9 protein-coding genes are annotated in these 13,662 nt (G+C 53.8%); all 9 read right to left on the reverse strand.

Going from position 1 to position 13,662, the window contains the following annotated elements; genetic code table 11:
• Positions 1 to 198: 198 nt before the first annotated feature.
• The 9 genes from G6L97_RS26675 to G6L97_RS26715 all read right to left on the reverse strand — a co-directional run bounded on the left by G6L97_RS26675 (position 199) and on the right by G6L97_RS26715 (position 13,515).
• On the reverse strand, positions 199 to 3,468 hold the full coding sequence (locus G6L97_RS26675) for a non-ribosomal peptide synthetase (RefSeq protein WP_272438524.1): 3,270 nt from the start codon (positions 3,466 to 3,468) through the stop codon (positions 199 to 201).
• Positions 3,458 to 5,341, reverse strand: coding sequence for a non-ribosomal peptide synthetase (locus G6L97_RS26680; protein ID WP_174004774.1), 1,884 nt, complete (start codon positions 5,339 to 5,341; stop codon positions 3,458 to 3,460). The genes G6L97_RS26675 and G6L97_RS26680 overlap by 11 nt, the downstream gene beginning before the upstream one ends.
• Positions 5,342 to 5,404: 63 nt before the next feature.
• Positions 5,405 to 6,673, reverse strand: coding sequence for a beta/alpha barrel domain-containing protein (locus G6L97_RS26685; RefSeq protein WP_174004776.1), 1,269 nt, complete (start codon positions 6,671 to 6,673; stop codon positions 5,405 to 5,407).
• Between the two features lie 55 nt (positions 6,674 to 6,728).
• Complete coding sequence (locus G6L97_RS26690; RefSeq protein WP_236773751.1) at positions 6,729 to 7,649, reverse strand: NAD(P)-dependent oxidoreductase; 921 nt, start codon at positions 7,647 to 7,649, stop codon at positions 6,729 to 6,731.
• Between the two features lie 152 nt (positions 7,650 to 7,801).
• Positions 7,802 to 9,622, reverse strand: coding sequence for an ABC transporter ATP-binding protein (locus G6L97_RS26695; RefSeq protein WP_174004780.1), 1,821 nt, complete (start codon positions 9,620 to 9,622; stop codon positions 7,802 to 7,804).
• Between the two features lie 146 nt (positions 9,623 to 9,768).
• Positions 9,769 to 10,446: a sulfotransferase family 2 domain-containing protein gene (locus tag G6L97_RS26700; RefSeq protein WP_174004782.1), complete on the reverse strand. Its 678-nt coding sequence runs from the start codon at positions 10,444 to 10,446 to the stop codon at positions 9,769 to 9,771.
• Positions 10,443 to 11,801 carry a nucleotide disphospho-sugar-binding domain-containing protein gene (locus tag G6L97_RS26705; RefSeq protein WP_174004784.1) on the reverse strand — a complete coding sequence of 453 codons (1,359 nt, stop codon included), beginning with the start codon at positions 11,799 to 11,801 and terminating at the stop codon, positions 10,443 to 10,445. The genes G6L97_RS26700 and G6L97_RS26705 overlap by 4 nt, the downstream gene beginning before the upstream one ends.
• 70 nt (positions 11,802 to 11,871) lie before the next feature.
• Entirely contained in the window at positions 11,872 to 12,552 is a 681-nt protein-coding gene (locus G6L97_RS26710) for a GntR family transcriptional regulator (RefSeq protein ID WP_174004786.1), read from the reverse strand.
• A 189-nt stretch (positions 12,553 to 12,741) separates the two neighbouring features.
• On the reverse strand, positions 12,742 to 13,515 hold the full coding sequence (locus tag G6L97_RS26715; protein ID WP_174004788.1) for a TylF/MycF/NovP-related O-methyltransferase: 774 nt from the start codon (positions 13,513 to 13,515) through the stop codon (positions 12,742 to 12,744).
• Between the last annotated feature and the right edge of the window lie 147 nt (positions 13,516 to 13,662).

A 13,662-nucleotide genomic window follows, 5' to 3' on the forward strand; every position in this document is an offset into this window, starting at 1 on the left:
TTTCTCTGAAGCATGGCGGGATGATGCCGCACCCAACGAGATTCGGGAATTGCGACCCTGATGAGGATAACAATCTGGAGGGGACTTTCAGTCACTAGGCTAATATGTGACAACGATTACCATTGAGAGATGTTAGCAACATATTGCCCGCGCGAAAGTAATGTGCGCGCTATTTTATTAAATATATTATGTGAGCGCTCAAACTCTCCGAGCTGCAAGATCCCGGAGCTCTGCTGGTAAATAAGAGATATTGTGGTCGGAAAAGGCACCGAGCGTTTGCTTGTCGAAGATCGTGCGGAGCGGAATTTCAACTCCTAAAGTGCTTCGCAATTTTGATAGCATGCGAGCGGCACTGAGTGAGTGGCCCCCTAGATCGAAAAAGCTGTCATCAACGCTGACCGAGGGAACGTTCAGGATCTCCTGCCAAATATTCGCTACCACTTGCTCGAAAGCAGTCCTCGGCGGGACGTGCGATTTGCGCCCTTGGTGCTCAGGATCCGGCAAAGCACTCTTGTCGAGCTTTCCATTGACTGTCAGAGGAAGAGCCTGCAGCGGCACGATAGCTGACGGTATCATGTAGTCCGGCAGGATGGTCTGAACAAATACTCGGAGGTCTGCGATGTCGAGTTCAACGCCGGCTGCGGGGATAACGTAAGCGACGAGGCGAGACGCCTCGGCGCCGCCATAGATGCGCGCGATAACTGCGGCCTGCTGCACGGAGGGATGACGGGCCAGGGCGGTCTCAACCTCACCGGGTTCGATGCGATACCCGCGGATCTTGACTTGTTGATCGGCCCGGCCGAGGAAGATCAGCTGGCCGTCCTCACGCCAGCGGGCCCGATCTCCCGTTCGATAGAGGCGCTCGCCTTTCCCGAATGGACTCGCGACGAACCGCTCCGCCGTCAGATCGGGCCGGCCGAGATAGCCGCGTGCGACGCCAGCGCCTCCAATGAAAATCTCACCCGCAACGCCGATCGGTACTTCCTGCATCTCACGGTCGAGCAACTGAACGACGGCGTTGCCGATTGGTTTGCCGATAGGAATAGAGGCTTCATCGCAAGTTTGGACGATCGGAAAGTATGTCGTCGTCATGGTACATTCTGTCGGCCCGTACAAGTTGACGAGTTTGAGGTCTCGCCCGCTACGAAGCAAGCTGACCGCGAGCTTGGGAAGGAGCGGCTCGCCGGAGGTGAGCACGATCCTAAGGCTCCCGAGAGCTTCAGGATTGGAAGAGGAGCACTCTATCAATGCATGCAAATACGACGGAGTTATGCTCAACAGGGCGCTCGGTTGATAGAAAGCAATCTTATCGAAAAGATGCTCTGGATCCCGTGCAGATTCTTGATCGAGTAGGATGCAGCTCGCGCCAATCGTAAGAGGATAAATTAGGTCCCGGAGCGACGCATCGAAACCCATTGTCGGGATCTGTACTATAACATCACTATGATCGAGGCCAAAACTTTGGTCCAGAAACCGGAAATAGTTCGCGATTCCGGTGAAAGTTGACATCACGGCCTTGGGCTGGCCACTTGATCCTGAGGTGAAGTAGATGGCCGCGACGTCTCTCTCAGAAAGGGAGAGAAGTTTAGGGCGGCCATCGGCGTTTCGACAGGATATGAGTTCTTCGAATTGGATGTACTCACGTTCCGAGGAAACCTTAATCTTGTCACAGATGACCAATCCGCATCGAGCGGTTGTTAGAACTACTTCGATGCGTGCCTGGGGCAGTCGGGAGTCTAAAGGGACGTAAACCGCTTTAATCTGCATGAGCGAGACGATCGTGGCGACGGTCACCACAGATCGAATGGTTTCTACGCCGACTATTGCGCCTGGCTGCACCCCCAGTGAAACTAGGCGACCTGAAATCTTGCCGACCAGAGCCATGAACTCGATGTATGTTAGTGCTTGTGTTCCATCATCGATAGCTCGACGCGACCCGTGCACCTGAGCGCAGTGATAAATTCTTTCAACCACGGAAAATGAAGAAGCCTCGCTCAAGGAAGCTCTCCCAGAGTAGCTTTTGAGTATTTCAAGCTCGATCTTTGAGAGGAAATTGATTTTTCGGAAAGAGCGTGTGGGGTCGTCGATCGCGTTCTGGAGGAAGTTCTTGAAGTGCTCGACGAACCGTTCGGCGGTGGTGCGCAGGAAAAGGTCAGTCGCAAAGTCGAGCCGACCCTGATAGGTAGAGCCGGTTTTTTCCAGATATATGGCAAGGTCGAATTTGATGAACGGGCGCCGATTGATGGCGAACCACTCAACCGCAAGCCCATGCATGATCGGAAGCGGTTCGGGCTCGCCCTGGAGCGTAAGGGTGGTCTGCAGGAGAGGTGTGCGCCCGGCCGTCCTCGGCAAGTTCAGAGCCTCAACGATCTTCTCGAACGGGACCTCCTGATTGGCATATGCTTCAAGCGCAGAGGCCCGGACCCGTTCAAGAAGCTCCGTGAATGATGGGGCGTTACTCAAGTCGACCCGTATCGGCAGAGTGTTGACGAAAAATCCGATGACATTTTCCATCTGTTGATAGGTGCGCCCAGAAACCGGTGAACCCACGATGATATCGTCTGCTTCGGTCCATCGACTGAGCAAAGCTTGATAGACCGCGAGGAAGACCATGTAGGGTGTGACTTTGTGCTCCCGGCAGAAGGGTTCGAGTTTCTCCACAAGTTCGATTGGAAGGTCGAAGCTGACGCTGTCGCCTTGGAAAGTTGGGGCCGACGGGATCGAGTAATCTGTCGGAAGCTCGAGCGGCTCCGGCGCATGCGCAAGGGTCTGGCACCACGATTGAAGTTGATCTTCGAGTGCCTGCGATGAAAGCGCGCGCCGCTGCCAACTGGCATAGTCGCTATATTGGATCTGCAGATCCGGCAGCGTTGGTGGTACTCCACGCTGTAAAGCATCATATGTAAGCAGAAGCTCGCGAGCTAGTAGACCTGCGGACCACCCATCGAAGGCGATGTGATGGATAACCGCTAGAAATATGAATTCCTCTGGCGCGACCTTGATCACGGAAACACGCAAGATCTCCGAGGAAGGCTCCATGCCTTTCGCAAGTTGCCCGTCGATCCACCTGGCCAATTCCAAAGTTGCGTCGTGTCGTCCAGAGAAGTCAACGAACCCTACCTCCACCTCATGCTGGCACGCGCTGAGCATCGGCGTCCCGTCGGCAGCCGTCCGCACTAGGGTCCGCAACACCTCGTGGCGAGAGACCACACCACGCAATGCAGTCTGGACCAAATCCAGATCGACTTTGCCCACGAACCGAAGTGCGAAGGGGACATTATAGCTGGCACTGGCCGCAGGCTCGATCTGGTTATACAGCCACAATCGCTCCTGCCCAAAAGAAACCTCCTCTTTCGAAGCCGCTCCCCATATCGGCCCCGAAATCGTCTCGGAAAACGCCGCCGTCTCTTGTTCGACCAGTGCTCTGAGACGAGCGTTTCGTTCCGAATCGGTTGCGCTATCGTCCACTCTGTTCCTCGCTAGCAAGCAACTGCGCTCGGGCAAAGATGTCCTGCTCTCGCTTAGTGACATATGCGTCAACGACAGCGGCCAACTTCTCGATCGTGGGAAACTCGAATATTGTCGGCAGAGGGAGTTTGACTTGAAAGTCCCGCTGGATGCGAGAGTGAAGCCGCATCGCCATAAGAGAATGACCGCCAAGCTCGAAGAAAGTCTCATGGACTCCGATCGGAGCGACTTTAAGAACGTCCTGCCATATTTCGGCGATTACCCTCTCGATGTCGGTCCGTGGGAGAACTTGTTCAATCCCGCTCGGGTTCTCAGGATCAGGCAGAGCGCTACGATCGAGCTTGCCATTAACGGAGAGGGGGAGCGCCTGAACTGTAACAACAGCAGACGGAATCATGTAGTCCGGCAGAATGTCCTGAAGAAATGCTCTGAGACCGTCAGTGTCAACTTTGAAGTCCCCAGCTGGCACGACATAGGCAACAAGGCGAGCCGAATCGGCATTGCCGTAGACGCGCGCAAGAACTGCGGCATGATCCACTGATGGGTGCCGCGCCAAGGCGGTTTCAACCTCGCCGGGCTCAATACGGTTACCCCGTATTTTGATCTGTTGGTCGGCTCTGCCGAGGAAGATCAATTGTCCGTCCTCGCGGATGCGCGCTTGATCTCCAGTCCGGAAAAGAAGGTCGCCTTTATGGAAGGGGCTGGCGACAAATCGCTCGGCGGTGAGGTCGGGGCGACCGAGATAACCGCGTGCGACGCCTGCCCCTCCAATGTAGATCTCACCGACGACGCCGTTGGGGACTTCCCGCATTTCCGCGTCAACGAGGTGGACGAATGCATTGTTAATTGGCTTTCCGACTGGAATGATTTCCCCTTGGAAATCCCTAGGGATTGGGAAATAGGTCGTAGTCATTGTGCATTCGGTTGGACCATACTGGTTTACGATAACTGCATCGGTGCCGAAAACACGCTGAACCTTCTCCAGGAGCCGTGGTTCGAAGATCTCGCCGCTGACCAAGATCAGCCTAACCGATCTTGACCAGTCCTCTTGGCTGAGCTGGTCACAAAGTAAGCCAAGGAGCGACGGCGTTATGCTGAGGATCGCGGATATCTCTCCGGACCGCAACGCGTCTTCATATGGTTCAATATCCCGAGTAGAGGTTTGGGCTGGGATTACCAAAGTACCTCCGACCGCCAACGGAGTGAAAATATCGCGAATTGCCGCATCGAATGTCAGTGCGGATATGTTCAAGGCGGTGTCGCGGTCGTTCACGCCATATTCCGATATAAGATATTGAAGATAATTGAGGACAGCCCCATGCGACGCCGTTACAGCCTTTGGCTGACCGGTCGAGCCAGATGTAAATGCGACATAAGCGGCCGCGACGCGGTCTCCACCAACATCTATCGAACAATTTAGCTCGTCCAAGCCCTCCCCCAAATCTACGACGAGCAGGCCCGCCGAAAGAAATGCCGCCTTTGTGTCTCCGATGGTCACCACTGCCTTCGCGGCCGAGATGGTGAGCATCAAGTTGATACGCTCGCGCGGAAACTGAGGATCGATCGCAACGAATGCCGCTCCACGGGCCAAGATCCCAAGAAGGCCAACGATCATGTCGAAAGACCGGGGAATGGCGACAGCGACGACGTCGCCATGTTCGATGCCTATGCGAGCGAGGCGTTGCGCGAGGTTTTCAGCTTGAGCTACCAGATCTGCGTAGGTCAGGTGTCTGCCGGAAAATTTGATGGCGGGAGAGTCAGGCACAGTATCAGCTGTTCTCCGGACGAGATCGTAAAGGCAACTTGCCTGAGCAACGTTGTCCCGCAGATCTGTAAGAGACCGTGACGATCCGAATTCTTCAATGTCTGACATGATCGACTGCTCCCGTTTACTGAATTACTCGCTCATATCCGTCTCAGACAACACAGTCTCCGATCAGGCGAACAGTACTTTTCGCTCTTTTAAGTCGTTCTGGTCTGAGCCTCTTCCGAACCCCTGTTCGTGCAGATATGCTTGGAAATCTTCCTTTCCCAAGACTCCTGATCCGCGGCTAAAAGCTTCAGCTTTTACCCAGTTTAGTGACGACGAAATTTCGTCATTACTCAGCGAGAACCCGAGCTCTGTCGCCACGGCCGCAATAACACGTGTGCTTGCAAGGGCAGTAAGATGGACTTGTGGCGGGATACCGAGAACCGTCTGCGGATTAAACGGTTGAAACAAATCTGGATTCGTGAATGGCGTTCCAGTCGAGATCGAGTTCACGCCTGTACCTACAATTGGGTCGGTCGCTCCTAGAGGCCGCCCGGAAACGTCGCTCACATAGCGAGCCAAAGATGGGAGCATTTTTAGGTTAATTTCCTGGCGCCACAAAGGCGCTCGAACTCCGAACCTCTTAGCAAAAGCCTCAGGTTGAAACCCGAGGATGAATAGCAATTGTTCGGTGGCCGCCATCCCTGCTCTTTCTCCAAGAGAGAGCCACGAGCTTGTAAGACCGTAAACGCCAGCGGAGAGGGCTTCGAGCGTGTTCACAAGCCCAAAGCCGAGGTCATTGTGCATGTGCGCCACAAAACCTACTTCGCTGCCAACACTTCCGACAAGGTCACGATAGTAAGTCCTACTTTCTGATGGATACAAGGAGCCAACGGTGTCACATACTATAGCCATGGACATGCCTGCTCCAGTCAACGCCACGGCAGTATCGGCAACGCGACCTGGGTCGCTACGACAGGCATCCGCAAGTGCTACGTCGACGCATAGCTCGGGCCGCTTATCTTTCGCATACCGCACCATGTCGACGGCTGATTTTGCTGCCTGTGCTCCGTCGCAATGCATCATAGTCTGAGCCATTCGGTCGGAAGCTGGAACGGCTATAAATATTCGGGGAAACTTCGCCCCATCGACTGCTGATAAGAGAAGATCTATATCCTCGCGGATAGCGCGCCCGGCGGCGCCAATGTAGCATTCTTCAACCTCCTCCGCGACCTGGCGGGTTGCGCGGAACTCCTCTTTACCTGCGCTCGGGAAACCAGCATTGAAGACGAGATGGTGCATAGCCGCGGTGCCGAACAATGCGGATTGTCGTCTTGCGATCTGCACTCGCTGATCCCCATTCAGGAGAGTTTTGCCCTGAGCTCCGTCGCGCGCTATCTCCTCATGAATGATCACCTGGCTCCTTTGAGCGCTTTCTCGGATCAAATCAGACATGCTGCCCTCCATTTGAACGGCGATAGAATTTAATGTCCTCAAACGCCGAACCGGTCTAAGGAACCCCGTCCCAACCGCCAGGCGACTCCTCGTTGCGAAAGCCGGCGCCGACCCGTTCTTCCAAGAGTTTCGCTACGATCGTCAGGTCTGCCAAAGGACCGCTGCTGGCGATTGCCTCGCGGTAGATAGCTTGTATGGCCTGTCCCACCGCCATTTCGACCCCCGCGGTTTCTGCGGCGGCAAGGCAGGCCGACACATCATGGTCGACCAGCGCAAGGCTGGCGCCGAAGTCGAACGTTCTCGTGAGAACATGGTTGGGAAGTTTGACGAGGGTGACATCACTCGCTGCGGATCCAGCGTTGATTACCTCAAGGAATACACCGGGCGAGATACCGACTTTGCTGGCGAGCGTCAGGGCTTCAAGAGCTATCACCAGATTACCGGCGGTAATAAGATTATTGGCCACCTTCAGATATTGGGCTTGACCGACGGCATCGCCAACGTAAACGATCTTGGATGCGTAGGATTCGAGGATGGGTTTCAGGCTCTCCGCGAGCGCAGAAGGGCCGCTCACCATTGCAGCGAGCTCGCCGCGTTGAGCTCGTCGCGGCCCGCCTGTGACAGGCGCATCCAATGTTTGGATCTCTCGCTCAGCGAGCGTCCCTTCTATTTTGGCGGCCAGCTCGGGGCCGGTCGTCCCGACGTTGATGTATGTGTGCACACGATCGCCGTGCAAAATACCGTCTGGGCCACCGGTCACGCTCCAGTAAGAACCGGGGCCACTCACGCATCCTAGTATGACTTCACAACTTGTAGCTAGATCACGTGCGCTCGATAAGGCTCGGAACCCAGCCCTCTTCAATAACTCAGTGGCAGTCGGATCGATATCACAGATTGTGACATTGTAGCCGCCGTCTGCCAGTCGCCGGGCGATTGGCGCGCCCATTTTTCCTGCTCCAACGATTCCGATGTTCAATCCGTTTGCTGCCGAGCAAGACATTACATCTTCTTTCAGGAAGGAATTTTTGACACAATAATACGAGGTGAACCGACAATAGAGTTCAGTTGTGTTTCTTGTTAAGTGACGGGGCCGGAATATTTCCGAATATATTCCGTAAAATTATGTCCCTACATGCGCGATTCAGCGGAGACAATTAGGCCCGACCCCGCTCCGCGGCCACTTTGCTCAATCCACATCGCGTGGTATGTGCCCTGATGGGCCAGCAGATCAGCATGCGCGCCGCGTTCTACAATGCGACCGTCCTTGAGAACAAGAATTTCATCGTAGCCGACTATTGTCTCTATTCTGTGGGCTATCGCGATGACCGACTTTCCCTGCAGGTGATTTTCCAACTTTTTGCGCAGCCCAGCTTCGGACAACACATCCAAGCTCGACGTAGCCTCATCCAAAATAAGGATCGGCGCGTCCTTCAGCAACGCTCTGGCAAGCGCGAGCCGCTGTCTCTGTCCACCGGAAAGCTTCACTCCGCGCTCGCCGATATGGGCGTTATAGCCGCATCTCCCCTGAGTATCCCGTAGCTCCTCAATGAATTCGCAAGCACCGGCAAGGCTCGCGGCATTCTGAACAGCGGCGAGGCTCGCGCCGGGCTTTCCGAACCGAATGTTATCCAGAACTGACCGACTCAGAATGGCCGTTTCCTGCGACACCACTGCCATCGTGGAACGCAGGCTACCGTTGGTGATATCGGTAATTGATCGGTCGCCGATAGTAATTGACCCCGAGTCAGCTTTATGTAGCCGGAGCAGGAGGTTTATAATGGTGGATTTCCCGGCTCCTGATGGGCCAACGATTGCCAGGCGCCTACCTTCGGGCACTACAAATGTTATGTCTTCTACTTGTGAGTCAGAAGAAGGGTAGCGGAAGGAGACTCGATCGAATTTGATCGATGTGTCTGTTAAATCCAACGGCGTTTGCGTGTTTTTGTTCTCGGGCGGAATGGGTCGCGCTATGGATCGGATGCCTTCTTGAACAACACCTATGTTCTCAAAAATCGACGACAGCTGTTGAGTGACGTTCACAGAAGCACTAGCGATATGCCACACGAGCGGGATGATTAGCGCGAACTGACTGGGCTCCACCTCGCCTTTGCCAGCGAGCCATAACGATAGACCCAATGTGCTGCCTATCAGCCCGCCATTTAGAAATGCCAATAAACTGCTAAATATGCTATTCTGCGTGAGCAGTGCTTGATAGGTCTGGTTGTGCTCACGGAGCCCCTCCCGGATAAAATCATTCTCAGCACCCGCTCCAGAATACAGCTTTATAGTCTGGATGTTAGCGTAGGTGTCAACAAGCCTCGCCGTAACAGACGACCGCATTTTTGACATCTCTCGCGATTGTTGTTTCAGACGAGGGAGGAAGCAGGCCAGCAGGCTCGTATAAATCAGTATCCAGATCGTTACAGGCACTGCGAGTACTAAGTCGGCGTTTGCCAACATAAACAACGAACTTCCCGCGAAGACGACGATATACCAGACAGACGTCGTCGCAGTTACGATGGTATCTCTTAAAGCTGGACCGGTCTGCAAAACTCGGCTAGCCAGCCGGCCGGAAAGGTCACTGTGGAAGAACGAAATGGGTTGCCGAGCGATATGCGTGTGGCTCTGCCAGCGAACAAGGGTCGGCAGATTTGCTGAAATTGCATGGTTCGTAAACAAGCGATGCAGCGTCGAAACGGCCGGATGAAACGCCACGAAGAACACGATGATGGGAACCGTATAGGAGGATAACTGGTTTGCGCCGTTTAGTGATGTCCTGATGAAATAGGCTATCGCCGCTGGTATCATCGTATCGATCACAGCTGTTATGGTTCCTAGTACCAGTATAGCGGCCAAAGGGCGCCAAGTCTGGCGGATAAAAAAAAGGTAAAAGCTCTTAAGGTCGGGAGGAAGAGAAACCTCATCGCTCTCTGGCGTGATGTCGACCATCAACTGTAGTCGATCGATGAATTCCCGGATAAGATTCACAGGGCTAGCACCGCGGTGATTGAATATGACGAGATACTTGGTCACACCGAGGGTGGAGTGGAAAGTGGAATGGTAAATATATTCCAGTTTATTGCCGAGAGATACGATTAGAACCCATATCCAAAACGATCGATCACATAGTCGAACCGCTTGGCTACTATATTGCGCGTTTCAGTGTTATAGTAATCTCGGTAGCCAGTTCGAACAGTGAAGTTTAGCCGCGCCAATGCTTTTCCCGGAACAATTTCCGCCTTTTTACAAAAGAGAGCCAGATCTTCTTCCAGAGTTTCAAACCGAGCGACACTTGTTACCATGTCCGCCCCTTTCTCGTCCATGAACCAGTCCTGCGGATTTCCTTCGCATTCGTTGATACGATTGCCCCCATATTCAGACATGATGAAGCTTGAGAAGTCGCCGAGTTTAGCGACCACAAACGCGTCGTTGCGTAAGCTGGAAAAACGATGCGCTTTCTCAAGCCACCAGCAATAACTGGAAACCATCAGGTCCCACGGGTTGCGCACAACTGCCAACCGGCCGGTGCTTTCCCAAAGGTCGCTTCCGACAATTGTGTAAAGATCACGAGCTTTGATATGTTTGTGTAGGCGGTGTTCACAATATTGAGACAGCTGTGCTGCAGCCGACTGCTTTTGTCGCAGAGGCGTCGATGCCTCCAGAAAGTCGTGCACAGAGGTGCCCCCACACTTAGGGATATGAATAAAAATGACGCGTTGCTCTGGTTTGATTGGGTAGACCCGTTTAAACGGCATCGCAATTGAACCCGTCATATCCTCTCTCCGTCGAAGTTATGATCACACATGGGAGTGGCGAGCGTTGTAAGAACAGTTACGGCAGTGCGCTCGGCGTCGTAACGACGGTAGGTTTCGGCAAGTTTCTCGCAGTTTGCTTTGTAACGTTCATTCTGCAAAATGGCCTCAACAGCCCGTCGTATGCTTCGCGGCGTCGCCCGTTTAAGGCTTGAAGATTCGCCCAGGCCATGAAACTTAACCCGAGCCCCACAGCCGGGTTGGTCGGCGCGCATGGGATAGACCAAAACAGGTACTCCGATCGCGAATGCTTCCTTCAGGGATCCGCCGCCGCCGTGTGTGATCAGCAGCGAACAGGCCTTCAAGATTTCTTGCTGTGGTATCCAGGGATGTACTCGCACGTTACTGTACGACAAATGATCGCTCATTTGGATTGCCGCAACATCTTCCGCAGAACCCGCCGCGATAACGAGGCGGTATTCTGAGTTCCCGAGAGCCTTGATCACATCGAGATAGAAGGGCACGATATGTGCATGAGAAGCGCGCCGCACGGTTCCAAGCGAACAGAGAACCAAGGGACCATCCCCTTCAGGAACAAATTCGGAGATATCCGAAGTGTCAGCAGATTGCCGCACGCACGGTCCCACAAAAATTGCCGGACCAAGATTTTCCGGTTCCCTTGGGAAATCAAATTCTCTGGCCTGCAGGACAATTTCGGGCACGCCGGCGTATCGCATATCGAAACGAACAGGACGATCCATGCGGCGGAATTTGCCCCCCGCGAGTTTTTCGATAGCCGCCTCTTCGAGCCAACGATTATCTGCAAAAATCAGATGATTTACTGACTCCTTTAGGCAGTACCAAAAATAGGAAAGTTCTTGTCTCTTCCATGCTAAAGCGACGCGTAGCTGACCTGCCTTCCCGGCTTTAGGCACTAGCGTGGACGTGTAGGGAGGTGTCATCGGTGAACGTGTCAACAGCGGCTTGGTGCTGACGGACACACACTTTGCTCCCGTCTTATCGAAGAATGGCAGATATTTCAGAAGGAACGGGTCAAATACTATGAGGTCGGGAGCATTACGCTCCACGAAAAGTGCGATGTCAGACTGTATGGCCATCAATCGAGCATTGCGACGGTCGGCAATGGTACCCCGGCGAAAGAAGGCATCGGCGATGCTTCGTTGCTTTTTGGTGCCCTCCAGCCATTTAAAGGAAACAACACCGAAGGGCTGCCCGCGGAAATGATGAGCAGCGCTTGGGGAGACTATATAGGTAACTTGATTGCCGGCTTCGTAGAGGCGCTGGGCGAGACCCAGAGTTCCGTTGAGGTGGCCGATGTACCGGTCGATAACAAACACAAAACGCTTGGCTCTCACCTCTGTTTCAGAATGAGTAACCCGTGGTTCGGGCCTCGCGCCGCCGGCTGGGGTAACCCGGTAGCAGGAGCTACTGGCACCTAAAGGCCCGAATAAGTCCTGCATCGCAAAGCCCCGGGACACATTTGAGTTTCAATTCTAGTTCGTCGTGCAGTTTTGCCGCGGCCGCCTGCTTGTTCCTCTCGCGTACAGCGTGCACGAGCGCCTCTAGAATTTCGATATAGACGGCTGCTTGCGATTCTTGCTCAATGAAAAGCGACCGGAGATAGCGCGTTTTCTCGTGGACGCCGCGGACTACTTCGAAGCAAGCTCCAGAACCTGCGGCTCGAAGACAGTCCTCGAAAAAAAGCTCGAGGCTGGAAAGGGCAGAAGCACCCCCTTCTCGGATTGCATCGAGGTGAAATAGCCACCCCTCGGTCAGCCGATTAAGTGTCGCAGTCTTAGCATGCTCAATAATGTGTTCCACCGAGCATTTCACCAATTGCGAACGGAGCATGTAGAGTTCGCAGTTTTCCGATACATTCAAAGGCTTCATAAAAAAGCCCTTGTTGGGATGGGTCAGTACCAGCCCCTCCGCATTCAAGCGAATGAGGGCTTCTCGTACAGGTGTGGCGCTGACTTTAAATGCATCGGCCAGGCTCCACGGTTGCAGTTGCTGTGAAGGCGAAAATGCGTAGCTGACCACCATCTCCTTCAACTGCGAGTAAATAGCAGCGCTGGATCTAGCTTCATGGGAGGCATTTGAGGGCATTAGCATCCTCTCTCCGCAATATAGCGGCGATCCGTTGAACAGCGTCGTTCCTCATCATGTCCTCATATACAAAACGCAGATTGAGGCACGGCGCAAGCTACCATTTTAAGTAGTCTATATATGGGAGTAGCCTGCTAACCGGCGAGTGAATTCGCTTCAGATAAGGGTCACCGCAGCCGGAGTTGGCGGCTATGATCCTCTTCTCGTAATCCTGATCGCTACCGAGAGGTAGCTTGAGGCGAATGCCACATATTCGAAAGCGGCTCCGCTTTCACTGACGAATTCAGTAAGTGCTTTGTACTCATGCTCCCGCCATCCAGGGTAGTTCAGGAATTCGTCGAAGACGATGATCGTCCCGGGCCCGATCCGGGTGCGGAGGCCGAAGAGGACATCGCGGGTACTACTATACAAGTCACAGTCAATATGGAGCAGACTGAGATCGTTCGAGGCCGTTTCCGCGAGGTAAGACGGTATCGTTTCAGCGAACATTCCAGGGATGATCGTCGCTGTTGGCGGCAGCCCGGCCGGCACGCTCCCGCCTCGACTGAACTCGCCCTTTCGGCGGTCATGCCTCCAGTCCTCGGGTAGACCAAGGAAAGAATCAAATCCGTAAACGGAATGATGGGGGAGCGCCTCGCAAATGACCTTGAGAGTCCGGCCATCCATCACCCCGAACTCCAGAGCGTCACCGGTAGAATTTACTATCGAACACGCGTGCTGAAGCAGATCAACGCGGTTTATCAAATTAGCGGCAAGAGGAAAATGATTCTCCATGAAATCAGCCGCTTCGAAGGCCGCTTTGAGGCGAGCGAACTTCCAGTAGTCATATGGCCGAACCTCTCGCTCATGGCTCGGCGGGAATGTCTCGGTGGGGTGACGAAAAAGAGCCTTGTCAATAATGACGGCCAGTTCGTGGTCCACAGCTTCAGCTTTGCGTCGATAGCCTTCGGGTTGCTGCGTCATTCGACCTCCTATCAACATGTGTGCAACGGAGACTTTGGCTGCTGTAGGTCGACTATAGACAAACATTTCCCGAAATACTGGCAATTTTCTATATTATATTTCGCGATATTAATTCTTCGGTGGGGCCGTCGATTATCATCAAGTCCA

Source organism: Agrobacterium tumefaciens, from assembly GCF_013318015.2.
In the GTDB taxonomy this organism is placed as follows: Bacteria; Pseudomonadota; Alphaproteobacteria; order Rhizobiales; family Rhizobiaceae; genus Agrobacterium; species Agrobacterium tumefaciens.

Excerpts from the sequence above, each read along its gene's own strand:
- G6L97_RS26710 (WP_174004786.1), bottom strand. The coding sequence starts at position 12,552 with ATGCCCTCAAATGCCTCCCATGAAGCTAGATCCAGCGCTGCTATTTAC.
- G6L97_RS26715 (WP_174004788.1), bottom strand. The coding sequence starts at position 13,515 with ATGACGCAGCAACCCGAAGGCTATCGACGCAAAGCTGAAGCTGTGGAC.
- G6L97_RS26695 (WP_174004780.1), bottom strand. The coding sequence starts at position 9,622 with ATGGTCGACATCACGCCAGAGAGCGATGAGGTTTCTCTTCCTCCCGAC.
- G6L97_RS26700 (WP_174004782.1), bottom strand. The coding sequence starts at position 10,446 with ATGACGGGTTCAATTGCGATGCCGTTTAAACGGGTCTACCCAATCAAA.
- G6L97_RS26685 (WP_174004776.1), bottom strand. The coding sequence starts at position 6,673 with ATGTCTGATTTGATCCGAGAAAGCGCTCAAAGGAGCCAGGTGATCATT.
- G6L97_RS26680 (WP_174004774.1), bottom strand. The coding sequence starts at position 5,341 with ATGTCAGACATTGAAGAATTCGGATCGTCACGGTCTCTTACAGATCTG.